The organism is Paenibacillus sp. FSL H7-0331, from assembly GCF_001956045.1.
This window is the reverse complement of sequence record NZ_MRTH01000003.1, coordinates 1-26,434: the sequence shown is the minus strand read 5'-3', so window position 1 is coordinate 26,434 and position 26,434 is coordinate 1. Positions and strand designations below refer to the sequence as shown.

Annotated in this window: 25 protein-coding genes and 1 pseudogene; 1 reads left to right on the top strand and 25 read right to left on the bottom strand. The window is 46.0% G+C overall.

What is annotated here, in order from left to right:
* Position 1: 1 nt before the first annotated feature.
* From BK127_RS05015 to BK127_RS04945, 15 genes are all read right to left on the bottom strand, one after another.
* Positions 2-760: a KDGP aldolase gene (locus BK127_RS05015; protein WP_083689067.1), complete on the bottom strand. Its 759-nt coding sequence runs from the start codon at positions 758-760 to the stop codon at positions 2-4.
* A gap of 23 nt (positions 761-783) precedes the next feature.
* Positions 784-1,968, bottom strand: a complete 1,185-nt coding sequence (locus BK127_RS05010; RefSeq protein WP_179097384.1) for an aminotransferase class V-fold PLP-dependent enzyme — start codon at positions 1,966-1,968, stop codon at positions 784-786.
* Positions 1,969-1,988: 20 nt separating this feature from the next.
* A complete protein-coding gene (locus BK127_RS05005; protein WP_076228928.1) occupies positions 1,989-3,026 on the bottom strand; it encodes a glutamate cyclase domain-containing protein in 1,038 nt (345 codons plus the stop codon).
* A gap of 50 nt (positions 3,027-3,076) precedes the next feature.
* Positions 3,077-3,943, bottom strand: a complete 867-nt coding sequence (locus BK127_RS05000; RefSeq protein WP_076228927.1) for an ABC transporter permease — start codon at positions 3,941-3,943, stop codon at positions 3,077-3,079.
* A 14-nt stretch (positions 3,944-3,957) separates the two neighbouring features.
* Positions 3,958-4,965 (bottom strand): ABC transporter permease, encoded by a 1,008-nt coding sequence (locus BK127_RS04995; protein WP_083689065.1) that lies wholly within the window; start codon positions 4,963-4,965, stop codon positions 3,958-3,960.
* A 14-nt stretch (positions 4,966-4,979) separates the two neighbouring features.
* Positions 4,980-6,608 carry an ABC transporter substrate-binding protein gene (locus BK127_RS04990; RefSeq protein ID WP_076228925.1) on the bottom strand — a complete coding sequence of 543 codons (1,629 nt, stop codon included), beginning with the start codon at positions 6,606-6,608 and terminating at the stop codon, positions 4,980-4,982.
* Positions 6,609-6,681: 73 nt separating this feature from the next.
* Entirely contained in the window at positions 6,682-7,578 is an 897-nt protein-coding gene (locus tag BK127_RS04985) for a MurR/RpiR family transcriptional regulator (RefSeq protein WP_076228924.1), read from the bottom strand.
* Positions 7,579-7,860: 282 nt separating this feature from the next.
* Positions 7,861-9,012, bottom strand: a complete 1,152-nt coding sequence (locus BK127_RS04980; RefSeq protein WP_179097383.1) for a Ger(x)C family spore germination protein — start codon at positions 9,010-9,012, stop codon at positions 7,861-7,863.
* 1 nt (position 9,013) lies between these two features.
* Positions 9,014-10,489 (bottom strand): spore germination protein, encoded by a 1,476-nt coding sequence (locus BK127_RS04975; RefSeq protein WP_076228923.1) that lies wholly within the window; start codon positions 10,487-10,489, stop codon positions 9,014-9,016.
* A complete protein-coding gene (locus BK127_RS04970; RefSeq protein WP_076228922.1) occupies positions 10,486-11,580 on the bottom strand; it encodes an endospore germination permease in 1,095 nt (364 codons plus the stop codon). The genes BK127_RS04975 and BK127_RS04970 overlap by 4 nt, the downstream gene beginning before the upstream one ends.
* 177 nt (positions 11,581-11,757) lie before the next feature.
* Positions 11,758-13,284, bottom strand: a complete 1,527-nt coding sequence (locus BK127_RS04965; RefSeq protein ID WP_076228921.1) for an extracellular solute-binding protein — start codon at positions 13,282-13,284, stop codon at positions 11,758-11,760.
* 38 nt (positions 13,285-13,322) lie between these two features.
* Positions 13,323-14,201 carry a carbohydrate ABC transporter permease gene (locus BK127_RS04960; RefSeq protein WP_076228920.1) on the bottom strand — a complete coding sequence of 293 codons (879 nt, stop codon included), beginning with the start codon at positions 14,199-14,201 and terminating at the stop codon, positions 13,323-13,325.
* Positions 14,202-14,216: 15 nt separating this feature from the next.
* A complete protein-coding gene (locus BK127_RS04955) occupies positions 14,217-15,146 on the bottom strand; it encodes an ABC transporter permease (protein ID WP_076228919.1) in 930 nt (309 codons plus the stop codon).
* Positions 15,147-15,190: 44 nt separating this feature from the next.
* Positions 15,191-15,562 carry a Rieske (2Fe-2S) protein gene (locus BK127_RS04950; RefSeq protein ID WP_076228918.1) on the bottom strand — a complete coding sequence of 124 codons (372 nt, stop codon included), beginning with the start codon at positions 15,560-15,562 and terminating at the stop codon, positions 15,191-15,193.
* Complete coding sequence (locus tag BK127_RS04945) at positions 15,559-16,698, bottom strand: amidohydrolase family protein (protein WP_076228917.1); 1,140 nt, start codon at positions 16,696-16,698, stop codon at positions 15,559-15,561. Before BK127_RS04945 ends, BK127_RS04950 begins: the two co-directional genes overlap by 4 nt.
* Positions 16,699-16,936: 238 nt before the next feature.
* Between BK127_RS04945 and BK127_RS04940 the strand changes: the two genes are divergently transcribed.
* Positions 16,937-17,713: a helix-turn-helix domain-containing protein gene (locus tag BK127_RS04940; RefSeq protein WP_076228916.1), complete on the top strand. Its 777-nt coding sequence runs from the start codon at positions 16,937-16,939 to the stop codon at positions 17,711-17,713.
* Between the two features lie 506 nt (positions 17,714-18,219).
* Here the strand turns inward: BK127_RS04940 and BK127_RS04935 are convergent.
* From BK127_RS04935 to BK127_RS04895, 10 genes and pseudogenes are all read right to left on the bottom strand, one after another.
* Entirely contained in the window at positions 18,220-18,528 is a 309-nt protein-coding gene (locus BK127_RS04935) for a hypothetical protein (protein ID WP_076228915.1), read from the bottom strand.
* Positions 18,529-18,557: 29 nt separating this feature from the next.
* A pseudogene (locus BK127_RS04930) lies at positions 18,558-19,609 on the bottom strand (IS1595 family transposase).
* 168 nt (positions 19,610-19,777) lie between these two features.
* Positions 19,778-20,197 carry a Rieske (2Fe-2S) protein gene (locus tag BK127_RS04925; protein WP_083689061.1) on the bottom strand — a complete coding sequence of 140 codons (420 nt, stop codon included), beginning with the start codon at positions 20,195-20,197 and terminating at the stop codon, positions 19,778-19,780.
* On the bottom strand, positions 20,194-21,330 hold the full coding sequence (locus BK127_RS04920; protein WP_083689060.1) for an amidohydrolase family protein: 1,137 nt from the start codon (positions 21,328-21,330) through the stop codon (positions 20,194-20,196). The genes BK127_RS04925 and BK127_RS04920 overlap by 4 nt, the downstream gene beginning before the upstream one ends.
* Positions 21,331-21,473: 143 nt before the next feature.
* The gene (locus BK127_RS04915) at positions 21,474-22,367 is read right to left on the bottom strand and encodes an AraC family transcriptional regulator (protein ID WP_076228914.1); all 894 of its coding nucleotides are present in this window, start codon (positions 22,365-22,367) and stop codon (positions 21,474-21,476) included.
* Positions 22,342-22,503, bottom strand: coding sequence for a hypothetical protein (locus tag BK127_RS43570; protein WP_179097382.1), 162 nt, complete (start codon positions 22,501-22,503; stop codon positions 22,342-22,344). Before BK127_RS43570 ends, BK127_RS04915 begins: the two co-directional genes overlap by 26 nt.
* Positions 22,493-23,326 (bottom strand): LamG-like jellyroll fold domain-containing protein, encoded by an 834-nt coding sequence (locus BK127_RS04910; protein WP_256711177.1) that lies wholly within the window; start codon positions 23,324-23,326, stop codon positions 22,493-22,495. Before BK127_RS04910 ends, BK127_RS43570 begins: the two co-directional genes overlap by 11 nt.
* 68 nt (positions 23,327-23,394) lie before the next feature.
* Positions 23,395-24,354, bottom strand: a complete 960-nt coding sequence (locus tag BK127_RS04905; RefSeq protein ID WP_076228913.1) for a Gfo/Idh/MocA family protein — start codon at positions 24,352-24,354, stop codon at positions 23,395-23,397.
* 47 nt (positions 24,355-24,401) lie between these two features.
* Complete coding sequence (locus tag BK127_RS04900; RefSeq protein ID WP_076228912.1) at positions 24,402-25,232, bottom strand: sugar phosphate isomerase/epimerase family protein; 831 nt, start codon at positions 25,230-25,232, stop codon at positions 24,402-24,404.
* A gap of 143 nt (positions 25,233-25,375) precedes the next feature.
* Positions 25,376-26,209, bottom strand: coding sequence for an AraC family transcriptional regulator (locus tag BK127_RS04895; RefSeq protein ID WP_256711176.1), 834 nt, complete (start codon positions 26,207-26,209; stop codon positions 25,376-25,378).
* Positions 26,210-26,434: the final 225 nt, after the last annotated feature.

Below are 26,434 nucleotides of genomic sequence, written 5' to 3'. Positions count from 1 at the left end.
ATTATTCCTCAAACAAGGCAAGAACACGGTGATAGGCTGCAGTCAGCTTCTGGATATCGAGATCGCCTGTTTCGGGATTTTTCAATGAACCATACAAATGCGGCATGATGTAAGAAACGCCCGCATCCAGACATACCTGTACGATCTCCGCGACATTGTCTGGCGTAATGCCACCTGTTGGCTCGATCATCATACCTTCTCTGGCGACGGCTTCAGCCACGGCGCGCACTTCATCCAATTTGGTGTTTCCTTCTATCGGAAAAAATTTAATGGACTGCACACCCATTTCCTTCATTATAGCTAGCACGTTCTCAATAGCTGCGTGCCCTCGCCCTATTCGTTGGCTAAGCGGGCCTGTGCCGATATCAACGATACCAGGCTGACCTGTAGGCCTTACCATAGCGTTCACCATCGTTTGCGCACCCTTGGAACGTAAAGCATAGTGAGATAAAGCCGCCGCTGGGAAAATTTGATTCAGATGCAGCGGATGGGTTTGGAGTGCGAGCTGCAGTGCATGCTCCCATTGATCAGCACTGCCGTCCCCTAATCCCGCAGAAACTTGCACATGGTGCTGATGCAAGGTTTCAATATAGTGAACGCCATCCTCCAGCTTTGGATAGTCTTTGGCCATGACACCGACAATAACGGCGCGTCCGAGCAGCTCGGATGCTTGTACGGATGCTTCGACTGAGCGTGTCTGAATATTTAATAGAACCTTTCCGCCTATTGCTTGCTGCATCAATGAAATCATTACGGTCATTCAACTCCTCATAGGTTCCTTGGTTATCCTTCCCAAATTCGCTGCATGACTTGTGCGATAATTCGGGTTTCTTCTATTTTTAACTCACGCGGATCAAATTGTATAATTCCTGCATCCGCTGAATGGTTTCTCGTGCGTATCGAGGGATTGTTCTGCTCCAATCGGCCGATCAGTTGTTTCGCTGTCATCACCGCATTCTCTTCCATGATCAGTTGCAACCGCGGTATCGGTCGTGTTGCATCCCATGCTATCTTGGTGCTGATTCCTGTCAATCCACAGCCCCTAATATCCGCTTGCAGTTTCTCCACGATTTCCTTTAATCGGTCGGCCATTTCCTGGGGATCTTCCTTTAAATAATAGGCTATAGCGGTATAAAAGCCCATAATATTTTCCTTGCCGATTTTCATTGCCCGTGCATAGCCTTTTTCCTGAAGCTGGCAGGCGTCAATCAGATCCTGACGTCCTATAATGAGACCTGAGGTAGGCCCTCCTATCGCCTTATGCCCACTGTAAACAGCCAAAGCAGCACCTTGCGCCAAATACAGCTTTAAATCAACCTCAGCAGCCGCGTCCACGATCACAGGAATATGATGCTTGCTGGCAATGGCTACTACCTCCGGCAAGCTTAACATCTCATTGGAAACAGCATGGTGTGAGACCACATAGACAATGGCTGCTGTCGATTCCGTAATTGCGCCTTCCAAATGATACGGCTTTACACCATTAACCGTACCGATTTCTTTGGCTGTCGCTCCAGTCATCCGAATCATTTGGGTCAGATTCGCCCCAAAGCTTACGGCATGGCCCTTTTGCAAAATGACTTCACGCTTGCCGCCCTTGATTTCCGGTAATGCTTCGACTTTGTCCAAATCCGTTCCTGTCAGGACAGCCGCTATGGAAACGATAATCCCTGCTGCTGCGCAAGATGTAATGCAAGCCGCTTCAGCACCCGTAAGCTCTGCCACGCGAAGCTGGATGGCCTGCTTCAATGCCGCCATATCGACATAGCTTTGTGAAGCTGCAGACATGACAGAGGCTACCTCAGACCGCACAGCTGAACTGCCCAGGTAAGTCATTTTACCTGCAGCATTAATCACTCTCGGCAGCTGCACAGCCTCAAATGGATTCATGATCTTATCCGAATCTATGGGGTCATCCATATTTGCATTTACATTCATATTTTCATTGGCGTCTATATTTGCATTCATCAGCATATCGCCTCCCGTCATTAGCCTTTGACCCAACCGTCAAGATGCATCGTTACCGACATATATAGGAAATTCATTAATGCACGATTGATCTCATGGCTCGTTCCGTCATTTTTGGGATCAACGTAAGCCGTTAATCCGTCTATCGCCCCTGCATCCACCAGACGATCGGTAATCCGGATCACATCAATGGCGCGAAGCACTTCAGGTTTGCCGGCAAGTGCAGCGATCGCAGCGGCAAGCCCGCATGCTCCCCAATTCGAAATCACGGAGGCAATGAGTATATCAACTTCTGTTGCTGGCGCTACAGCTTCCCCCCGATACAAATGAGCGGCAATGGCGCTGCGGACATTCCCCATACCCAGTTCATTACCGCCATCACCAATTCCAATAGTAGCAATCCCGCGTTTACGTGCTTCGCTAAACAAGAGATCCGCTTTAATTACAAGCTCAGAAGGCACCTCGCGTGCTGTTACATTATGATATTTCCGTTCTGCATTAGCTCCTGGAAGCTCCACGGAAATCATCGCTTTAGGCTGGATCCGCTTCAGCAGAGGATCCACGGCAAGGCTTCCCTCTTCCCAGCTGGTTGGAAAATCTATGACCGCAGCCACAGAGGCTGAAGGTGGACCCGGCTTGGATTTAAGCGCCGTTTCCAAATCACTGACGATTAATCCTGCCGCACGCAGCGCAACTTCACCGAAAGGAATCAACGATTTCTCCATGACCAATATCGGTACGACGCCTAAAGCCTGCTCCAAGGCTCTTGCCAACACTGCAGCCCCAACCGGACCATCGGTCTCAGTCAAGCCTTTGATCAACCATGAACGGGATGGCCAGCCTGTAAATATCAGCACGCGATCCCCTTTGCCGACATGCTGCCGCAAATGCTCGGCAGCGGCCATTGTCAACGGCAGCCCTGTTTGTTCCCTCGCCGCATCATAGAGCTCATGCGAGATTCCCCTAGCCGTAAAATCTTTGGATACCAACGCATCAATGACTTCTCCCAAACGAGCGTATTTGACTTCCAGCTGCAGTTTTGTCTGAATAGGATTCATGACTGTATCTTCACTCCCTGTTGTGTTCGATTTCTATTAGATGTTCATTCCTATCTTTTTTTCGAGTCCATATAATCACGTAAACCGTCACCCAGCAAATTAAAGCTAAGAATTAGCACAGCAATAGCTAAACCCGGAAAAAACATCAAATGCGGCGTCTGCGTGAAATAAGAACGACTTCGGCTGAGCATCGTGCCCCATTCCGGATCAGGAGGTTGTACACCCAGCCCTAGAAACCCTAGTGCTGCTGCAACCAATACCGCCTCGCTGGCCATTAAACTCAGAATAACCATACTGGACCCGAGAATGTTGCGAAGCACATGATGCACCATGATAAATAAGGTACGGCTTCCCGCTGCTTTAGCTGCTGTGATATACTCCATTTCACGAATTTGAAACACAAACCCTCTTATATAACGCACAAGCTGCGGCGCCTGTGTAATCATAACCGTAATGATTAATCCGGTTTTGCCCGTACCTATCATCGATACGATAATTATGGCTAATACCAATGAAGGAAAGGTCAGAATCGATTCAGAAATCGTTGAGATTTGACGATCAATTCTCCCTCCGTAATACCCGGCTGATAAGCCAAACGGCAGCGCCAATATAAATGCCAACAGGACACCACCGATAGCAATCGACAAATCAATCCTACTTGCATAAATGACTCGCGAAAAAATATCTCTACCCAGCTCATCCGTGCCAAACCAATGCTGCCCAGATGGTGTTAATAAAGCCGCCATCAAATCCTGCTCTTCTGGACCGTAGCGTGTTATCCAAGGAGCCAATAAGCTGCACAATACAATAATTAATAGTAATAAGGCTCCTACCGCCAGAGTCGATTCCTTAAGCATAGGTTTGAGGAACCGGACGACGAAATTGCTTTTCTTCTGAATAACCGATGCGGAAGCCATCTTCCGGCCACCTCCTAATCGTAACGAATCCGCGGATCGATCCGCCCATAGAGCAAGTCGACAAATAAATTAATGACCAGAAAGCTGCCTACAAAAAAGATCGTAATCCCTTGCATGAGTGAATAATCGCGCATGCTTTGGGCGGATAATAGCAATTGACCCATACCTGGATAGGAAAACAAATTTTCCACTACAACCGATCCCCCAAGCAAATAACCTGCCTGCAAACCGATCATGGTGATAACTGGTGGAAGCGCCGGACGAAGCGCATGCTTGATGACAACCTTCCATCCCGGAATCCCCTTGGCCTCTGCCGTACGGATAAAATCCTCATGAAGAACCTCCATCATAGCCGTCCTCGTCATCCGGGCAATCAAAGCGATTAATCTTGCGGAAATGGCAATTGCCGGCATAACCAGTGCAAGTGCGCTGCCATATCCAATAGCGGGCAGCCAGTTCAGCTCCACAGAGAATAGTTGAACCAGCAGCAATCCCAGCCAGAAATTAGGCACAGCAAGGAAACCAATCCAGATCAACAATAGCGACCGACTGCTGAACGCACGAGGACGGAGCCCCGAAATAATGCCCGCTGGAATGCCAACTGTTATGGCAATAATGATGCTGACCAGCATCAGTTGAACGGTTGGCCATATGCGACCCGATATCACCTGAAGAACGGGCAAATTATAAGATATCGAATCACCGAGATTGCCCCGCAGCAGGTTAGCTAAATAATCTACATACTGCAGCAATATCGATTTATCCAATCCCATAGCATGCCGCAATCGGTCCACTTCATCCTGTGAAGCGTTGCCGCCTAATATCAATGAGGCGGGGTCGCCCGGCACCAAACGGAATAACACGAACATTAAAGTTAAAAGGACAAATACTTGTATAATCAAATAGAAGAATCTGCGGACAATGTAACCTGCCAATGTCTCTCTCTTCCTTTCCTGCCATATGAACAGGGAAAGCACCTCGGGTCGTATAGGTGCCATCCGTTGGCATTTCTGAATTTTCATCGATCAAGAACCGATTATTTAGCTTCGTGTACCAAGGTAAACACTACCGGAAGTACTTTAATGCCATCTACACTTTTGGCTTTGGCCGCTATATTATTTTTGGCATACAGCCAAATATAGGGGGCGTCGTCCCATATCATTTTCTCGGCCTGACCCAGCAGTTGGGTCCGTTTTTGCTGATCAACCTCTTTGTTAGCATTCTGTATCAGCTCATCCACCGCTTTGTTGCTGTACCAGTTAAAGTTCCACTGCGGCGGGTTTTTGGCTGCATCCGGATTCGTCGCAAACAACGCGTCCAACTGAATGCCTCCATTGCCGTGTGATGGGTTGTAACCAAACAAAACCATATCGAAATCCACTTTTGCTTGTGGAACCTTGATTCCATCCCAGAAGGTTGATTTCTCCACCTTGTTGATTTTGACATCGACTCCGATGGTTTTGAGCTGGCTCTTCATGGTTTCGGCAACAATGACGTCGTTTGGATACATACCATCCGGCGTCCGCAGATTAAAGGAAAGCTTCTTCCCCTCCTTCTCTAGCGTCCCGTCCGCTCCTGCTTTCCAGCCTGCGTCAGCTAATATTTTCTTCGCCTTCTCCACATCAAAGCTGTATTCGCCCGATTTCACATACCCGGTTGTATTAGGAGCAAGAGGGCTTGTTAGTACCGTTCCATATCCTTTGAACAAGGTTTTGACGATAGCTTCCTTCTGAATCGCCATATTCAGAGCCTGACGAACATTTTTATCCTGAAGAATCGTATTATTCTGATTGAGGCCGATGCCAAATACCTGTAGTCCCGGAACATTAATCAGATCTACATTCGGACTCGATTTCAGATCATCGGCTTGCTCCACGGGAACCGCGTCAATCACATCCGCTTGACCGCTTTTCAAAGCTGCGATACGTGAAGATGCATCTCCGACATATTTAAATGTAATTTGTTTATAAGCGGGCTTCCCGCCGTAATAGTTATCGTTGGCTTTCAGTACAACCTGAGTGCCCGGTTCAATCTTATCGAGAATGTAAGCCCCGGTTCCAACCGGATGCAGTCCGATATCCTTACCATATTTCTCTAAAGCTGCTGGACTTGGAATAAGTGCGGACCCATGAGCAAGCGTGTTCAACAATCCGCCATACGGCTCTTTGGTCAAGATTTGTACATTGTAATCATCCACCTTGACAATTTTGTCAATCGGTGCCCAGAGGGTAGAAGCTCCGGTATTATACGTCTTATCGAGCATTTTGGTATATACGCTAACGACTGCATCCGCATTAAACGGGGTTCCGTCCTGGAACTTGACGTCTTTACGCAAACTAAAGCTCCACGTCTTCCCATCACTGGAAGTCATCCATTTCTCTGCCAGGTCAGGTTTAAACTCCAGCTTGTCGTCGAATTTGACCAAACCGTTATATATCGCAAAAGCCGCTTCATAACCGGAAGGGTAACCTTGGGGCTGCATTCCTGCTGTGTCCAGTGAAGTGATGGCTACACTTTGCGCGTAAACAATGGAATCTTTTTTGACGCTTGTTCCTCCCGCAGCATTATTCGCAGGTACAGGTGCAGGTGCAGACGTACTGGTACAGCCCGCTGTCAAAGCAATGGCAACAACTAACGTTAACATTTTGAATGGATTCTTCTTCAAAACTAATAACCTCCCGATAGGTCCATTTGCAAGATGAACCTAATTGTATATTTGTTGACGCCTGTTCAACCCGTTAACCCTTTTTGTGTAGGTCTTTCATATGATCAATTCGCATTTCCGAGGTCACTTGCCTGACTTGCTCGTAATTCTTAATGACTTCCTCATATCTGGTTAGGGCCACATTGACAAATAGTGAGTCGAGAATCGCACTTTGTGCGATCCGCGAAGCCATCGCCTCTGTGCGAAAAGCGGTTTCACGGGAAGATGTGAACAGCACCGTATCAGCAACCTCGGTTATAGGAGAATGACCGAATTGGGTTACCGCTATCGTTTTGGCTCCTTTGCTTTGAGCGATATCGAGTGTACGAATAACATCACGGGTGCGTCCCGAATGTGAAATGCCTATAACAACGTCACCCTCACCCAGAAAAATGGCCTTGTTCGTCTGGCTGTGACCATCCGTAGCATAATGGCAGCTGATCCCCAGCTTGGAAAAGCGGTAATACGCATCTAAAGCGATGACGCCTGAAGCGCCAATACCAAAAAACGAAATGCTTCTAGCCTCTTTGACATATTCAATAGCTTTAATCAGATTGTCTACAGAGAGCACGGACTCGGTATCGCTTAACGCCTGAGCAGCCGCTTGAAATACCTTCCGCATCGTTTGCTCTGCCGTATCCTTCAAATCGACCTTTTCGTGAATCTGCTTCACAGGTGAAGAAACCAAATCCTGAGCTAGTGCCACCCTCAATTCCTGATAACCCCGCAACCGAAGCTTTTTGCATAAACGGACAATCGTGGACTCGCTGCTGTCGCATTTCTGAGCCAATTCGGTAATCGTCATCCGGATAATTTCATCACCGGATTGAATAATAAACTCAGCCACCTTCTTCTCCGCCAGCGTCAAGTTATTAGCGATTTCCCGCAGTTTTAGAAATATTCCTACATTTAGCTGAGCTTCTTCTTCCAATTCCTCACCCCACCCTTAAAGAAATTAATTTTCTGTAAAACGATTATATAATAGATGAAAATTTTCTTCAATATATTTTTAATTATTCTGGTTGTAATTTTCAGAGCAAAAATTACATATATGATTCTTGTGGGTTGCATCCATCACCGCTCAATTTGATTACGCTTTCATTAAAAGCGCTCTGAAGAAAGGAAAGACCGTGAGCAGGCGTGTCTGCAATCGGAATTGCATAGCTGCTTCATCGGTCCTCCCCAATATGCTATATCGATGTGATTTTGTAAATCAACGTGCCTTGCCTTTGTAGGTCCCTGTGTTAGTTATCCTTACGTGAACATCGATTTTGTTCAAAGTATCTTCTTTTAATACCAGCTGGTTTTCGTCAGATAAGCTTTTCCATATTTTATATTTTTTTTCATAAAGTTGTCCCAGCAAGTTCAGAATATCCGTCTGCTTCGAAACTCCCTTTAAATAGGTCGATTTTATTTCTTCGCGAACAACCGCTTCCGCTTCCTGCTCCATCTTCTTTGTAGATGTGTTTTGGACCATTTCATCTACATAAGCTTGGACCTCAACAGTGATATTAAAGCGCAATTCCCCATTTTCAAGGTAAGTCTCTATACGATGTTTAGGCAGCTTCAGGACTAATGCCGCGATCGGGTCCCCATTACCGGGAATATTAATGATCGCACGTTTCATTTTTTTATATAGCCATCTGGCTCCCTTGAGATCGTCACCGGAAAACCAACCTCTCAGTTCTTGCGTGTTCACCATGTAGGCTCCGTCCACTTTAAACATTGATTTTTTCTTTTGATCCTCCGTCCAGCTATCGTCTACGGTGGCAAGCGATGGAAGCATTGCCGTCCTTCCGGGCTCGCTCACTTCTGCGATAAGCCTGTAACCATACTGGGGAGGAATAAAGGACCTTTGAGAATAGCTATCTTCCGGGGTATCCATGATGCTCTCTAATGGTGAAAAATTAAAAATTGATTTTTGTGTAAGGATCTTGGTCATGGGCTCTTTCGTACCGTATACTAAAATGTTATATCTAATCTCACGATAACGGTTTATGGCGTCATAAGCATGCTTAACCGAATCTGTCGCATTAAGCATTCTATCACTGAAAATGATCGCTCTGACATGTCCCCAGTATACTCTTACCTGTGAGGTCGCGTAGATCGATGTTAAAGCTTCGCTGACCGTTTTCCCCTCTCCTCTGCCTAACCACACGGGTACATTTTTACCAATTTCGAAATTTTCACTCTTGGCCACATTACTAAAATTTAGTGTCTGTACATGGACAATAAAATTGCCTTCCTCATAATCCAGACCAATAGCTGTTACATAGACCATATTTTGAATAGGCTTGGAATCCCAGCAGCCTGACTCCAATAGGAGTACAGCCAGTATGAGAACCCATTTTATGCTTACAGCCACGCTAATCCTCCCCTTGTCGGTCCGAATCTATGGTGTGTAATGATTGAGGTCTTTTTTTGTATTTGCTCCAGGGAAGTCGAAGAACAGCGCCTAACATTTCTTTAAAATGCGGAGGGGAAATCGGCGCCATATAGGGCACACCGAAGGAACGAAGCTGGCTCATATAACCTAGAATCAGCAGCATCCCAAGGATGAGTCCGTACATGCCAAGAAAAGAAGAAATCATAAACATCAAAAATCGCATGAAACTGACGGTTGAACTTAACGATTGATTGACTAAAGTAGTTCCTGCAACTACTGTAATGGCGCCAACGACAACAACGCTTGGAGAAACCAACCCGGCTCGAATAGATGCATCACCAATAATTAATCCGCCAACAACGGTCAATGTCTGTCCAATTGTACTCGGTAGTCGAAGACCCGCTTCTCTGAATATCTCTAATAGCACCAGTAAAATTAACAATTCTGCTTGTGCGGTAAAGGGCAATCCAATACGTGCTGAAGCAATGGTTGCCATCAGTCGAAAGGGGATCTGATCCTGGTGAAAAGAAGACAACGAAACCCAAATACCAGGCAGCAAAATAGATATACAGAAGCTGAATAAACGTATCAAACGTGCAAATGATACATTTTGGAAACTAAAATATAGATCTTCAGGTGATTTTATTAGAAGCAAAAAGGTCGTAGGCCCAACTAATACCATTGGATTCCCATCGACAATGATGACAAATCTCCCTGCCAATAGACTGCTTACTGCTTTGTCAGGTCGACCGCTGTAATCGAGTAAAGGAAACATCGAATACTTGGCGTCAACAATCATTTCTTCAAGTTGGTTTATACTATAAAGTCCATCCACATCAATCTTGTTAAGCCTTTTTTTCACTTCATTCAACACATCAGGGGAAATAATGTCATCAATGTACAGCAAACCGACTCTTGTTCTAGTTCGTCTTCCCAGCGTAACGGTTTCATAGCAGAGGGAATTGCTGCGAATCCGTTTGCGGATCAGTGACACATTCACCATGATGTCTTCTACGAATCCATCTTTGGGACCCTTGATCGATATCTCTGTACTTGATTCTTCAGGAGTGCGCTCAGAACGATGACCGATACACATTCTAAATAAAGCTGAGGTTTGAGGAAACAGCAGCAGGAGATCCCCCTGAAATAATAATTCGGCTATTTCTACAGGTGTGGCTTCGGCCTCTACTGGATGTATAGGGAGGGTGCCGTATACATTATCCCCTTGCAAGTCAGTAAATCCATGCTGGCGATACATATTTTTAAGCTGAGGTAGAACGACCCTACCAATTTGAGTGGTATCACACAAGCCCTCGCTATAAATGAGAGTAACTTCGGAGCAACCATCATCCTCTAATCGAAAATTATGAATCTGGACGTCCGCCGAGTGAGGAAATAACGCCTTGAGTTTAGATTCGCTCCAGCTTTCCGACGATTCAAGCTTATTTCCTTTCATGCAGCTTCCTCCTTTACCTTCCTGGAAATGAGTGCAATCGCCATGCATACAAGTGATATGAGCAAAGCCACTGTGAAAGAAATCGGCATGTAATATTGATACATCCATAAATAAACGGAATAGCTTTCCAAGGGAAGCATCGTGAGCACAATATAACTGATCGTGATGGATAAAATTAGAAATTTTTTCTTTTTCAAGCTTCGAAAAGGGAACAGCTCTCCTATTAATAGCTGTGAAAAGCTGACTCGTATCACCGCGCCGGCAAGCCATTGGAATTCAGATAAAAAATCCACATGCTCGATATTATTACCAAGTTTTACCAACCTCCATTGCTCGTAGGGTGATTCCATCTGCTTGGTGGCTTCTCTATGCCCAAATTCCGTAATTCCACCTATAATGGGACCGACCGTGATGTACACCATAACAGCTGCAAGTATCATCAGCTGCCATGGCCGAACACGGGACTTTATTCGATGCTGAATCGCTATGATCATAATCAGCTCTATGAAGCCGCCTCCCGCATAAAGCATGCCATGGATAACAGGCTGCCAGCCATACTCCAGAACCGGCTGCAACAGGGTGAAATCTTTTTTGGGCATATTGGCGAAGCTCACAAAATACCCCAGTACAATTACCATGGGTAATAAGATGCCCGCACTAATCGCTATCATCCGAATGCCAGAAATCGCGTAATACAAGCTGACCAGACATAAAGTGAAAACCAAGGCAAGCTTGGGCGTACCGGGCAGGTTATTAATAATGGTCCATGTTGCGGTGTGGATAACCGTCGTCCCTCCGATGAGATACAATTGCAAACAAATCGGAATGACAAGCAACCACGAGATTGTGGAATTTGTCTTGCTCGCTAGCCAAGGCTGAAGCTTCTGTTGGCCTGATTTTCTCATAAAGATAACCAGCAGGGCACACCACGGTAATAGCAATACTCCTGCCAATATAGCGGAAATCCAGGCATCCCTGCCGGATGCCTCCAGCAGCATAGGATTCACGACTACATGAGTCATAAGTCCATTCATCAGCATCAAAATCATGCACACCTGCAAAAAGTTAATTTTACCTATACTTTTATCCATGACACTATTCACCATCCGTCTGTTATAACGGTAATAGATTATCCAGATGTTCGAATATTATGCATATCCATCCAATTTACAACCATCATACAAACAAGCTGACCCCGGTCTAATACCGTTGTCAGCTTGTGCTGTGTGCTATCCATTCTTCAGTGATTAACGCACGATTGATTCATTTCACTTTTTTAATTCCGCTTTTTCCTTGTTGTAGATAACCGTTGCTTGCTCAATCCACGTGCTTCCGCCTTCGGCTAAATATTTTTTCTTAAAGTCCGTGTAGAGTTTATCCAGATCACCCTTCGATACGATGGCAGAGGTTCTGAATTCAAGCTCCATGTCATCAAGAACCTTCTTTTTGTCTCTTTCAATATCAGGTACCCCAAATAGATAAGCATCGGGGATTGGGCTGTTATACGATAGTTCGATCCCTTTGCGCGTCGTATCGTTCATCAGCTGAAACTCCATACCATCCAGGCGTTGAATAATAGCAGAATAGGCGAAGCCCCCCTGATTTCTCAGTTGAACGGCATCGTCATAAGGCTTGATCCATTCGAATTTGCCGTCTTTCATGGTATAGGTGGTTCCTTCAATTCCAGCCCATGTCAAACGGTCGCCTTCTTCGCTGATTAGAAAGTCAAGCACCTTAATCGCAGCTTCAGGGTTTTTGGATTTACTGGAGATGTGCGTCCACGGACCTTTATCCTCACGAACAAAACGAACATTGCCGCCTTGACCATTCGGTCCCTTGAGCGTGGTATACACAAATTTCGGTTTAGGATTTTCAATATAGCGGGTCATCCAGTTTTGTGTGGTACCTGGAGGATTAAATTGAAAGGCACCCATCTTCCCATTCCATAGCTTTTCATATTCCTGCATCGCTGGAACGGTTGCAAAGTCAGGCTCGAGCACCCCTTCCTTGTACAGCTTGTTATAGTATTTGACTGCATCCAGATAACCGGGGGCTAGTGGCCACGGAGTCACTTTACCGTCAACTAGCACTCCCCTCTTGAGTGGCACCCCATAAGCCGCGAAGACATGCTCGAATGTCTGATCAATGGATACAGACAATCCAAGACCGATGGTATCATTCTTGCCATTACCATCCGGGTCCTTGGTAACAAAGGCTTTCAGAACATTTTCATATTCATCCAATGTTGTCGGCACTTTGAGCCCAAGCTTATCGAGCCAATCCTGACGGATGGCAAGTCCGTTACCGAGTCCGTAAGCATTCGGGATGGCATACGTTTTGCCGTCGATGTAGCCGATACCCTTTAAATATTTGCCTTTATTCTCACTAATGTTTTTTCCTGATTTCTCTAATAAAGGATCAAGCTGAAGAATGGCTTTATTGTCTACCAGATCTTTGATCTTAGGCTTGCTGTAGCTGTTGAATATGTCAGGTGGGCTGCCGGATGCAATCATGGCATTCAATTTATTTTCATAATCCCCGAGATCCACTGCAATGACCTGCACGTTGGCGCCTGTTTTTTTTCTGATTTGGTCAATGACCGGATTGGTCTCAGGGAAATTGGTGCCCTTGCTCATAAGAATCGTAACGGTTGGCGTTTCTCCAGGCTTGGTTTGCTGCTGTCCCGATGCATCGGAACCCGTTCCTTGCGCACCTCCACTGCAAGCGCTTAAACTTCCAACCGCAATTATTGTTGTCGTTGCCCATACGATGGATTTCCAAGATTTATTAATCATAGCCAGCCCCCTAGTTATTTGTCCGAATTTACATTTCATTATCCTTTAACTGAACCGATTAATACTCCTTTTACGTAGTACTTTTGCAAAAACGGATAGATGAGCAGCATAGGCAGTACCGATGAAATGACCGTTGCCATCTTGACCGATTCCTCGGTTACCATCCCGATATTGCTGGCAAAAGCCTCCGAGCCCTGTACCTGCTGCAAAGAACTGCTGTTGAGCATCGTCCGTAGGAACACCTGCAATACTTGTTGGCTCTGTGAGTTGATATATAGGATTGCGTCAAAATAGGAGTTCCAATGCGCGACTCCGTAAAACAAACCGATCGCAGCAATCACCGGCATGGAGACAGGCAGTATAACCGAAATTAACACCCTCATGGGCGAAGCTCCGTCTATGCTCGCAGATTCTTCGAGCTCAGGAGGAATGTTCTGAAAATACGTTTTCATAATCAGCAAATTCCAAGCACTGATCGTACCCGGAATAATGAGCGCCCAGATACTATCCAATAGTCCCAATTCTTTAACGAGCAAATAGCTGGGAATCATACCGCCGCTGAACAGCATCGTAAAAAAGATCATCAGTGTGATCGCATTTCTACCGATAAAACGCTTCAGGGATAACGGATAAGCAAGCATCGCTGTAAATAGCAGATTCACACAGGTTCCCACAACCAGCCTGATCAAGGAGTTCCCGTAGGCTGTATAGATCCCCTTACTGTTCAGTAAAATTTCAAACGACGATAGCGACCATCCCCGTGGAAGAAGGAATATGCCTCCACCCATCGATAGCTTGGGATCACTTAAGGCATACATCAGGACATGCCAGAAAGGATACAGCGTGCATAGGGACAATAGTAATAAAAATCCGTTTAACAGCCAATAAATGAACTTCTCCCCAAACGTCTCCTTCATGTTGGCCTCCTTAATTCAAATAATCCCGCTGTCCCGGTCGATTTTTTTGGCAATATAGTTAGTGAACAATACGAGTATCAAACCAATGACTGACTTGAACACACCCGTAGCTGTCGACAAATCATATTTGGCCTCTTCGAAAGCCAGCTTGTAAATAAAGGTGTCCAATATTTCGCTGACTTCATATACCTGAGGATTATAAAGCGCATACACTTGATCCAGCCCGGCGTTGAGGATGTGGCCTACCCGGAAGATCAGTAAAATGACAATCGTTGTTCGCAGCCCCGGAAGCGTAATATGCCAAATTTGATGCCACTTTTTCGCTCCGTCCACCTTCGCCGCTTCATATAACTGAGGATCAATTGATACGATGGTCGCCAAGTAGAGCACAGTCCCGAACCCTGCTTCCTTCCATATATTCGAGACAACCAGCAACGATCTGAAATATTCCTTGCTGCTCATAAAATTGATCACAGTTCCCTCATAACCAAGCCAAACGGAAATCTCTTTGATAACGCCCGTAGACGGGGAAAAAAAGGCATATAATATGCCTGTAATGATAATCCACGATACAAAATGGGGCAGATAAATGACGGTTTGCACAAATTTTCTATACAGCATGTGCCTGACTTCATTCAACATAATCGCAAGGATAATAGGAGCAGGGAAAGCAAACACCAATTGGTAAAGGCTGATAATCATCGTATTGTTAAGCGCTCTCACAAAACCACTCATTTGAAAAAGCTTTACAAAATTATCGAAGCCTACCCAAGGGCTGCCAGCAAATCCTTGGTATACGTTGTACTTTTTGAAAGCAATCAATATTCCATACATCGGAACATAATGAAACACAATAAAGAATAAGATGCCGGGTATGGCCAATAAATACAGATGCTTGTCTTTTTTTAGCAGAGTCAATGTTGCTTTAATTCCTACCACCGCCATTTCTGAAGGGATAACCCTAATCTCCTGCTGTTAGCTTCTGGATGTTACATGTGGACGAAGACCTGCTGTTCATCTACAGAAACATCAAACCGTTCTACTTCTACATCATACGTTTTGGTTCTTACCTTCGGGTCCACCATCATTTGACCTGTCTTAATGTTGAATTCCCAAAAATGCCATGGACATCGTGCAATCTCACCCTCATGCTCAAAGCAAAATTCCCCGGGTCCCGTGGATGTAATAAACGAGCTCGTAATGCCCTCGCATAACCCTGCACTTTGATGCGGACATAAATTCCGAATCGCATACAATTCGCCGCCCAGGTTGTACACACCGACACTTCGCCCGCCGGCTTGAATAATTTTTTTGGTTCCTGGTGTTAATTCAGAGATGCTGCCTACCAAATACCGGGTCATGCCAAAGCCACTCCCTTCGACGCTTTTCTTTGCGGCAAGCCGTACAGCTCCGCTGCATTCTGGTAGAAGATTCGATCCCACATATTCTCTTCCAATTTCGGGAAGGCATGTGTCGGGGAATCAAAATCCCAGTGCGGGAAATCGCTTGCAAACATCAGATTCGTCTCGCAATGGATGGCATTCATCATTGGCTTGATCATATCGGTTGTCGGAGGAAGCTCCAAGGGCTGCGAGGTGATCCTAAAAAATTTGCGGTAATATTCACTTGGCGGCTCCTTGACCCACGGTGTCTGGTGACGCAATGCTTTCCAATCCTGATCCAATCTCCAGATCAGCGGAGCGATCCACAGCATTCCCGCTTCCATCATCACCACCCTGAGTGTTGGGAACTTCTCAAATACCCCTTCAAAAATAAAGCTTGCCATATGTGCTGCCATAATATGAGCACGAGCTGCACGGTATTCAATGTAGCTGGTAACATGCCCGGCACCCGTTGTCGGATTGTTGATACCAATCCCCTCCATGCTGACGTGAATGGTAAAAGGCAGGTTATGGCGAACGCAAGCTTCATAAATAGGATGATAAAATCGGTGCCCGTAAGGCTTCTGTGCTCCATTGGAGACCACGACCTGAATCATATCGGGATTGGATCCAACACGATCAATTTCTTTAGCGGACAGAATAGGATCCTGCTTAGGAATCAGGATTGAGCCTTTCAGTCTGCTTTCTCTCGACAAGTATCTCTCCAAATAATAATCATTGTGTGCCGAACACACCGCCGCCGCAAAATCGGTGTCTACCGCTGCATGAACCTCATAACCTCCCCCAGTCAATATACCATACTCGATATTGTAGGTGTCCAGGTGGTTTTTCCGTAAATAATCGAGATAAGTGTCTTCGTTCTGACTGTCCTCAGGGATGTTCACATCCTGCATACTACCGTTGGTTCCACCATTCAGAAACATTCCGCCTTGTGCAGGCAGACGCCAACCAAAGGTAGCAATCTGTTCCCGATAAATACGCGGCATGTACTTCAGCATACCTTCTCGCGGAGCTCTTCCGTGAATATCCGTGTCAATAATGGAACGCTTCAACTTGGACTTGCTTTCTGATCCTTTGATTTGTGTTGTCTCCATTTGAACCACCCCTTTATCGCAATTGTCATCTTGGAACTACGTAATGTTCTGATTTCACTATTATCATATCATCGTAAAATACGGATTGTAATACACGCATTTGCCATTTCTCTTGCACTTTTTTGCGTAGATGCGGAGAAACAACTATCCGATCCAAACCTTTAATAATTACATAAAATATGATATTCTCAAATTAAAAGCCAGCTTGGTTGATCTGGTGGCAGGAGGGGAATGTGCCATGCTTCAAAACCTGATAAATGTAGATGGATATGTCTATGCGGGACCCCAACCTGGCTTCCAGCTGCCCGAGGATATATACAGTAATCATGTTATCCTCGGCGTTGAAAAAGGCGCGTTTGACTTCGATGTCGGGGAGTTGAACGGACATGCGGTCTTTGGGGATATCGTGATTTGTCCGCCGAATGTCGTGTTAAAGCGCAGGACACCCAATGAAATTACTTTTCACATGATTCGGTTTACCGTACCCGAGGAAGTAGAGGATTCTTTTCTGCGGCCACCTGTTGGCAAAATAACGATTCACGATGTGGCCCGGCTCTCCTCCACTTATACTTATTTGCGTAAGACAGAGCTCAAATACGGCGTCTCCTCTCCTATTCTCAATCATCTGGTTGCGGACCTTTTATTTCTGTGTGATGTGGAAAAAAAATCCACTTTTAATCGTAAAAAGCAGATTGACCCCAGCATGCAGAAAGCAGCGGGAATCATTCACAAGAATGTGTTCGGCGAGCTTAGCATGCACGAAATTGCGTCCAGTCTCGGAATCAAGCAGCCTCAGTTTACAAGGCGGTTTCAGGCAGCATATGGCGTGGCTCCTTTGGAATTTGTTACCCGTTTGCGATTGGAGGAGGCCAAGCGGCTGCTGCTGGAAACAGATGACACCATGGAATCGATTGCGATCCAATGTGGGTATGAGAACGGCTCCTACCTGAGCCGAATATTCAGTTCCAAGATCGGGACGAATCCTTCGTCGTTCAGACAGCATTATCGTGTTTGATCGCTCCCGAATCGATCATATCGAAATTTAGAAAACTCAGCCTGCGGCTAAATACTTGTCTAAACCCATACTTAGGTGCGTTGGCGTGGACATGGGTATGGGGTTCCAGCCGTTGTTGAAGTCGAGTTCCATGGATGAGATTGGGCGGTGGGAACACGACTTCAAAGACGGCCCGTAAACTTTCCACCCCATACCCATGTCCTCTATCCTACATTTGTGCAATCTTCTACTTCTAATACATGTCCTCTCCCCTTAATTTGTGCTGTCTTCTTCTTCTTACCCCAAGCCGATCTGCCATCCGGGATTCATAACCGTGAACCCCTTATATAAGAAAAAGGCTATGTTAAATTCTAATGTTGATATTTGACCATAAGAAAACCGCCTCGGTGAAAAGGCGGTTTTATTGAGCTATCGTTCTCCATTAGCGGAATGGTTCACTGCTTTACGGAATGAAAAGTATAAATATGTGCTAAATGTGTCGGCAACCAGTTACAAATCCAAATGAGTTACCAAAAATAATAGCCAGAGTGTTTTTTGTTATTTCTAAAAAGCAAAGCAAATGGAATGGAAGCCAATATAATATACACTCCAATGAAAACTGGAGTAGAAAGCAACTCCTTGCCCTCGATAATCCCCATAACGATAATTAGGATGCCTAATAGGATGTATGGTAAAACAGATCCCTTTTGGTAAGAGGCTAACTCATCCTCGCTCAAGATAGATATTACCGACTTTCTAAGAAAAAATTTAAGCTTAAAAAAATGAAAACCTGCATTTACGAGCATCCAAATGCCAAGAAATATTTGTGCATACACCTATATCCCCTCTCCTCCCACAAGAACCGTTAGACTAAAAAAGAATAAGCAGAAAGCCTAAGTTTAGTATTCGTGTCGGTTACAGTAAACAGGCACGATTTAACCAACATATTTTTCTTGTTCGATGAGGTATTCTCATATTCCTTGCTGTCTATATAACGAAACCATGCCAAATAATGTTGCAAATATTTGGTTGCAACACCATTAAAGCGGTCCATCCATTTCTTCAAGCGGCTGTGGTAGCTGTTTACGTTTTGGATATGGTACACGCCTTTTACACGTGTTTTCCGTCGGACTTGAATCGGTAATGAGCCAAGCCCTTTGAATTCGCATAGGAACTGAATGCTCTCCACGAATCAGTGCATAGCACGTTTGAATCAGATATATGACCACCAATCGCTTCATCCAATTTTGTAGTCCGAATACGTCCACGCCCAAGTACGCCAGAGTAAGTCATTTTCTGACGGTCATGGGCAACGAGTACACATACATGGTCATTACTAATACCACGATATTTGGCTTTTCCGCCACGTTTACGTGGCTTACGTTCGGCAATATTCCGTTTACCCTTTTCGGAGAATAAGAAATACGTTTCGTCCATTTCGACGATTCCCTGGAACGCTTCAGTTGGAATCTGCTTTTGAGCGGCAAGAATCTTATGTCGCCAGTAAAACAAGGTTACGTGCGTGACTTCACCGTTTAACTGCTCAGCACATTTTCTCAGAGAAAAGCCCTCAATCATGCATTCAATAAAACGAACCCAATTATGAGGTCTCCTCGTTCGTTGCAGAGGGGTATTTGTAAGGTCATTGAACGTTTGGCGACAGGACTTACAACGGTATCGTTGACGTTTAACCTCTCCAGTACGTGTTTTTACAGCGTACTTTCCAAATCGCACGACAGAATGGTTTTTGCAATGCGGGCAAACGAGTCCATCTTTATGCTTCTGCTCTTGAATTTCGTCAATCGCTCGAACTGGAACCGCCACACCCTTGGTTCGGGACTGCAAAAAGTAGATAAGCTCTCGCTTACCGTTATCGTCCAATGTATCAGCAAGCCTCTTCAGTTCCTTTAACTCCATAGGTAAATCATCTCCGAACAGTGATATTACCCTTATTATAGAACATTAGTTCGTAAGTATCAAAAATCAACAGTAACGTTTAACATAGCCAAGAAAAAAGAAGCCTATAGCTCACTGAGTTAGTGAACCGTAGACTTCCTCTAAATATAATTGCGACGCACTCCATGCCTACAGATGGACAATCACCGCTCCATCCTCGACGGAAACCCCGAACATTTCCACTGTTACCTCATAGGACTTCGTTCGCATCGCCGGATCAACAATCATACATCCGGTCTTGATATCGAATTCCCATTGATGCCACGGACATCGGACGATTTCCCCTTCACGCTCATATTCAAAGCGACCCGGCCCTGAGGAGCTAACAAGCGGTTTGGTCAGCCCTCTGCACAGCTCTGCACCCTGATGCGGGCACACGTTGCGCAGTGCGTAAAACTGCCCATCGATATTGTAAATTCCGATGCTGCGGTTGCCGGCTACCACAATCTTATGAGTGCCAGGAGGAATCTCCGATACTTGTGCAACGGTGTGCATCTCAGCAGCTGGTGGCTTCTTCTGCGAGGCTTGCTCTTGTGTCGACTGTGTCATGACTGCTTCCCTTCACTTTCCGCCTTACGCACAGGCAGACTATAAATATCGGCAGCATTCTGGTAAAACACACGATCCCATAGCTCATCATCCAATTTCGGCAATGCTTTTAGCGGGGAATCAAAGTCCCAATGTGGATAGTCGCTGCAGAACATCATCGTTTCCTTTGCGAAGATGCTGTCCATCATTTGGTCAAACACTTCCCGATTCGGCGTAATCTCGATCGGCTGCGTCGTAACTCGCATATTCGTACGGAAGTACTCGCTTGGCTTCTTCTTCACCCATGGGGTCTGCACACGCAGCGCCTTCCAATCCTGATCTAGCCTCCACAGGTACGGGGCGATCCAGAATACACCTGCTTCCTGAAGCACAACCTTCAATGTAGGAAACCGCTCAAATACACCTTCGAAGATGAAGCTTGCCAGATGAGCCATCATGACCTGCGGACGAGCAGCTCTGGATTCTATATAATGGGTCACATAGCCTGCACCTGTAGTCGCCGCATTCACTCCGCTACCCTCTCCGCCAACATGAATGGTAAATGGCAGGTTATGACGGACACATGCTTCATAGATCGGATTGTAATATCGATTCCCATAAGGAAAGATCGACCCGCTGGAAACGATCACCTGCGCGATATCCGCCCGTCCACCTATACGATCAATCTCATGCGCCGATAAATTCGGCTCCTGCTTCGGAATAAATACTGAACCTTTCAACCGGCTGTCCTGTGCCAGCCAGTGCTCAATGGTATATTCATTCGTTGCGGTGCATAAAGCTGCCGCGTAATCATGGTTGATCGTACCATGCATCCCCATGCCTTCACCGGTCAGGATGCCATATTCAACATTATGGGGATCGAGATGATGCTCCTGCATGTAAGCCAGATCACTTCCCGCGGGACCTCCAGCAGGCGGAAAAGAGTCGACCATCCGACCGCCTACACCTCCATTAAAATGCATACCTCCAGGCAAGGCAGCTCCATAAGTATCGACAAGCTCACGATATTCACGAGGCAAATATGGTTTTATTACATTCATCCCTGTGTAGTGATGGATATCGCAATCAATGATCGAACGCTTCAGCTTTGGACGTTTGACCGTCATTTGCTGTCCACCTTCTGTCGCCTTCATTCGCTTCTCCTCCAATTAACGATTTGTCCTGCAGTTGCTTGACAAGATCAATTATAGGATGAAGAAGCGAAATAAGATTGCCGATGTTTGACATGTTTCTGGTCAATAATTGACCAATCTGGTGAAGTGCTGCCTGCCTGCATTTATTCAGCTGCAAACAAACGCTGGCGGTATGCGGAAGGTGTCTCCTCTGTCAGAGCTTTAAAATGACGGCTGAAGTGAGATGAGGAGGGAAAACCGATCATATATGCGATCTCCGAGACAGACACATCCGCAGACTCACGCAGCAGTCGCTTTCCTTCTGCCACCCTTTGCAGCAGCACATACTGATAGAAGCTGATATCCATCTCCTTCGTAAAGCTTCGCGTCAAATGCTCTTCACTGACCGCAAAGCGTTTGGCAACTACTTTTAATGATAATTCTTCACCCAGATTTCCACATACATAATCCAGACAAGCCTGCACAAGATCATTCTTTTTCCCCTTCATCGGCAGCATCGTTACGCGCTCCGAATCTGTCGTACTCCTTTGCAAATAAGCTGTTATTTGCAGTACAAGAGCCAATGCCATCCGCTCCCAGCCAATCTCGCGAGCTTCCAGCTCATGATTCAGCCCTCTGCACATCTCCTCTACTTTCTGGAACTGCTTAGGACTAAGCGAAAAGCTCAGGCACGAATCATCGGGTACCCAGGCAAAATCAATGAGACGGTGCAGGCTTGAAAGCACGCCCTCATCCTCATTGCTGAAGTTGACACAGATCACCGCACGTTTATAAGACGATTTGGAAATCATCTGATGAGGCACGGTTCCGCGAAATACCAAGACAGAACGGGGAGCCTGCAGCAAGATTTGCCTGCCTACAACCATCGTTCCCTCTCCCTCTTGAGTAATATGTATCTCCACACCAGGCTGGTAATGAAAGCTGGTTCCCTTGGTCCACTCGTTAAATCGCAGCAAAATAGGAAACCGATTTAATGTATTTTCAATATCCACATTCCAATGAAGCTTATCATTATTCATGAAATCCTTCATATCCATGCATGTAATCTCCAATCCATACAACCATACTCTTACTGGCCATTTCCACCCGAAAAGGCTGCTCCTCCACATCGGTGTGAGAAGCAGCCGTTCCACCCAATCGATTATGTACAACAGGGCCTACATCATGAAGCATCCATCTCGATTGGCCTAGTTGCTTGATGCAGCGCAGTAATTTCATCTACAGACAAACACCTGTCATATACCGCCAGCCCACCGAGCAGGCCTTCATAGAAGTTACCCATTTCTCCGGACCTATTCACACCGGCAACCGTAAAGTCTGATCCCTCACTACCACCGTTGTGCAGTGCCTTCGGATACAAATAGGGGTTGAACGTTTCCCGTTCATCCAGTTGTCCGTCCAGAAATACTTTGGCATATTCGCCATCGAAAGTGATCACAGCAAAATGCCACTCTCCAAAGGAAACCTCTGTTTGTCCAATAGCCGATGTCATACAATACTTATATTCCGGTGTCGGACCGCCTTCAGCTGACACATGTCCGCATAGCTGTTGAGCGCTGTCCCAAATCCGCAGATTGAGAAACATGCAATATTGCCGATGCTTATACGTTTCATCCCACATGCCAACGACCGCTTCACATTTTGTTGACTCCTGCTGACCGGATCGCTTCAGCCATGCACACAATGTAAACGCTGTCTCTCCGTGGAAATCCAAAGACGGACAGTCTGCACGAGCAATCCGATACCACTGACCGTTGCGAATGTCGGCAGCAGAGGGCCCAAACACACCTTCATTGGCCTTGGCAACAGCGCCGTTCCCATCCTGCAGCACATACCGCTCTTTCCCCTGGGAAGTTGGTGGTTCTCCTGAGGGCTCCTGAAAATCCCAAAAACTGACCAATCCCGGCGTATTTAGCACGGCGCTAGCCGCACGATCTCCTGCTTGTGTCACATTACCATCTCCCATGAATAAAGTATGATTTGCATCGGCAGACATATTCTTCCTGCACCTTGCTTATTATACAATGCAAATCGCAATATCACTAATGTCATGAGAACCTTTTATCAGGTTAGGTAAACCGTTTGACCTGAAGCAGCTGAAGCATTCGCCGCCAATGTGACCTCCAGCGTTTTCATGGCCTCGCTGTAATCAGCAAGGATCAGGCTGCGATCACCCGTATCAATCGCTTCGATAAACGCATGATCCTGAGCTCTATAGAAATCATCATCCCCTTTATAAACCATAGTTTGTTTGCCTTCTATTATAGTCAAGGTTCTACCTTCAATTGTCAGAAGATACCCAGGGCCCATTACTTCCAGATAAGCTCGTTCGACAGGCTGCGGAAAAAACGTGGTGTCGATATGTCCGACTGCCCCATTAGCAAAAACGAAGTTCGCGGAAGTGACATCAGGGATATCGAATCCCCCATCCTTCATCACAAGCAAGTTCATATCAGCGGATACCTTCGTGATATCTCCAGCCAGGCAACGCATCATATCCACATTATGTGTGGTCATTTCAACCAGCTGCCCGCCGGATTTGTCCATGATCGGCCACCAGGGCATTTGGGGTATGCCGCTTATGCGCAGTGCCCGCACCATCGCTATCGGCTTATCCGACAAATACGCCCGTGCTTTTTGCAAGGCTTCCATATAACGCAAGCAATATCCGGTGCTGACGATAATTCCTGCCGCCTGCATCACTTCTGCTTTTTTCCTGACTGCATCCATATTGAGGCCAACCGGTTTCTCGACTAATAAATGAATTCCACGACTCGCTGCGACCTCTTCCACATCACCATGGGCGAAAGGAGGGACACTGATAATCAAGCCGTTCGGCTGCTCCCGGTCCAGCATTTCCTCATAATGAGTGTAGGCTCGACCCCCATTTTCATTAACCATATTTTGTGCGTTTTCGAGAATTACATCACAGATCCCTACGATCTCTACGTTTGGATGAGGCTTCAAAGCTTTCATATGTTCGGCAGCAATACCGCCTGCACCCATAACAGCGATTTTTACCATAATATATACCGCACTCCTTCGGAATTTGATTGTACAAGCACGCTTTTTTAATTCGGTTTGTCGCCCATGATCACACCAAGATGCCTCGCCGTATCGAAGATGAGCTGCTCCGGAGCACTTGTGTAAGCCGTCAATTCCGCAGTCAGCACATCCTTATAACCGATATCGTTCAATGCGATTCGTACTTCCTTCCAATCGACATCACCTGCCAGCAGCGGGACAAAGCCATTCAGGCTACCTATAGCCAGCTTAAAATCTTTGACATGCACCTTGCGAATTCGGTGACCCAGTATACGAATCCATTGCTGCGGATAACCAAATAGCAGTGTATTGCCTACATCAAAATAAGCGCATACCAAAGATGACCCGAAGTCATCAATGTACTTGGCCATTTCAATTGGCGACCACATGAACTTATTCCATACGTTTTCGATGCCCATATGGATATGATTCGCCTCCAGAGCCGGCAGCAGCTTGGCTAGCTCTGTCCGGCTGCGTTCATAGCACTGCTCATACGATACTTCCTCGTTCACTCTGCCGGGAACAACAAGAATCGTATCCATACCGAGCCATGCGGCAATTTGTATTTGCTTCTGCATAGCCTTAATTCCGAGATTGCGAACTTCCTGATCCGGGGAAGACAACGGATAACGTCCCATGATTTCTGAGGAAAGTGAGCGCAGCTGGATCCCATGAAGCTCAGCGAGCCGCCCAATGGCTTTGGCTTCCTCCTCCGTGGTGTCCATGGTTAGTCCCACACCACCAGGTGCGTACAGGTTCAGTTCAACTTCATCGAAGCCCGCTTGACGACTCGTTTCAAACATATTCGCTAATGAAGTTCCTTTTGGAAAACACCATTGATTAATTCCTTTGCGCATCCACTATTCTTCCTTTCCGCCCTGCTTATGACGCATGACTTACCGCATGCTGCCGTTTTTCGGGGTACACTAGAAGAATAATGTATTTCGAACCGATTGTATTTATTGAAATCGAAACACAATTTACACAAAACGCCATCCGCTTAAATAGAAAATTCATCTGTCTTTCTTTGCTGCATTTTACGCCACTCCGATGGAGGGATTCCTTCCACCTTTTTGAACCATAACGAGAACGAATGCAATCTGGCAAATCCTATCTGCTCGGCGATTTCATTCAATTCTTTATTCGAGGAGCTAAGCAGCCATTTGGCCTCGACCATACGACATTGCTGCAAATACTGCTTGGGGCTCATATCGTAGATTTCATCGAACAAACGGCGAAAACCAGCCTCGGTCAGTCCTGCCAAAGCGGCCAAGTCAGCGATTTGCACACCTCGACTCAAATTTTCGCGGATATAATCGGCCGCCTTGGTGATCGTTAATGCATGCTGAACCGATTGCGAATGTTCAAGCAGGAATAGAACAATGACCTCTACCCATGCACTGTATGTTCTCATTTGCTTCTTAAGTGGACTGGACAATATGCGTAAAAATTCGCGAAAAAGCCATTCCAAGCGTTCTTTATCGAGACGGGATAGAGCTATGATAACTGGCTTGGATCCGCTTCCAAAATCAGATAAGTGCTCCATAATCCGAGCCGGTATGTTTTCCAGATGCATGACCCCATAGCGATTCCGCTGCTTCCCTTCAAACCGGTGCGGCAGGGCAGGCGGGATGATAATCACTTGCCCTGCATCCAGGTTAAGCTTACTGTCATTCCATTCGAATACGCCTCTACCTTCCAGCAAAATGCTGATTTCCAAGGTGCGGTGCTGGTGAAAGCCGTCATCCGCCCAATCTGTATTCGTAGTAGCCACAAAACTCCGGACATGCAACTCCGGTTTGGTTAATATCTCGCCTCCGCCCAACTTGTTCACGCCCCTCATCCTGTACGGCTTCCCCGCAATTAACTGGCAACTACCCTTCATGTTATCACTGTAACCGGAACATATGGATAAAATCAACGCAAAAATAGTAAAGAACCGTTCGGCTCCTGTCCGGACGGTCCTGCTCTTGTACACAAACCAGCTAATATAATGTCAATAGGAGCTTAAGAAAGATTTTAATCTTGTTTAGAATGGTAAAAAAGACAATACTAAATT

Coding starts and splice junctions, on each gene's coding strand:
- BK127_RS04900 (WP_076228912.1), bottom strand. CDS start 25,232: ATGCGCAAAGGAATTAATCAATGGTGTTTTCCAAAAGGAACTTCATTA.
- BK127_RS04915 (WP_076228914.1), bottom strand. CDS start 22,367: ATGGATATGAAGGATTTCATGAATAATGATAAGCTTCATTGGAATGTG.
- BK127_RS04920 (WP_083689060.1), bottom strand. CDS start 21,330: ATGAAGGCGACAGAAGGTGGACAGCAAATGACGGTCAAACGTCCAAAG.
- BK127_RS04910 (WP_256711177.1), bottom strand. CDS start 23,326: ATGTCTGCCGATGCAAATCATACTTTATTCATGGGAGATGGTAATGTG.
- BK127_RS04945 (WP_076228917.1), bottom strand. CDS start 16,698: ATGGAGACAACACAAATCAAAGGATCAGAAAGCAAGTCCAAGTTGAAG.
- BK127_RS05010 (WP_179097384.1), bottom strand. CDS start 1,968: ATGAATGCAAATATAGACGCCAATGAAAATATGAATGTAAATGCAAAT.
- BK127_RS04940 (WP_076228916.1), top strand. CDS start 16,937: ATGCTTCAAAACCTGATAAATGTAGATGGATATGTCTATGCGGGACCC.
- BK127_RS04925 (WP_083689061.1), bottom strand. CDS start 20,197: ATGACACAGTCGACACAAGAGCAAGCCTCGCAGAAGAAGCCACCAGCT.
- BK127_RS04995 (WP_083689065.1), bottom strand. CDS start 4,965: ATGAAAATTCAGAAATGCCAACGGATGGCACCTATACGACCCGAGGTG.
- BK127_RS43570 (WP_179097382.1), bottom strand. CDS start 22,503: ATGCTTCATGATGTAGGCCCTGTTGTACATAATCGATTGGGTGGAACG.
- BK127_RS04950 (WP_076228918.1), bottom strand. CDS start 15,562: ATGACCCGGTATTTGGTAGGCAGCATCTCTGAATTAACACCAGGAACC.
- BK127_RS04955 (WP_076228919.1), bottom strand. CDS start 15,146: ATGGCGGTGGTAGGAATTAAAGCAACATTGACTCTGCTAAAAAAAGAC.
- BK127_RS04975 (WP_076228923.1), bottom strand. CDS start 10,489: ATGAAAGGAAATAAGCTTGAATCGTCGGAAAGCTGGAGCGAATCTAAA.
- BK127_RS05005 (WP_076228928.1), bottom strand. CDS start 3,026: ATGAATCCTATTCAGACAAAACTGCAGCTGGAAGTCAAATACGCTCGT.
- BK127_RS04905 (WP_076228913.1), bottom strand. CDS start 24,354: ATGGTAAAAATCGCTGTTATGGGTGCAGGCGGTATTGCTGCCGAACAT.
- BK127_RS05000 (WP_076228927.1), bottom strand. CDS start 3,943: ATGGCTTCCGCATCGGTTATTCAGAAGAAAAGCAATTTCGTCGTCCGG.
- BK127_RS04960 (WP_076228920.1), bottom strand. CDS start 14,201: ATGAAGGAGACGTTTGGGGAGAAGTTCATTTATTGGCTGTTAAACGGA.
- BK127_RS04965 (WP_076228921.1), bottom strand. CDS start 13,284: ATGATTAATAAATCTTGGAAATCCATCGTATGGGCAACGACAACAATA.
- BK127_RS04970 (WP_076228922.1), bottom strand. CDS start 11,580: ATGGATAAAAGTATAGGTAAAATTAACTTTTTGCAGGTGTGCATGATT.
- BK127_RS05015 (WP_083689067.1), bottom strand. CDS start 760: ATGACCGTAATGATTTCATTGATGCAGCAAGCAATAGGCGGAAAGGTT.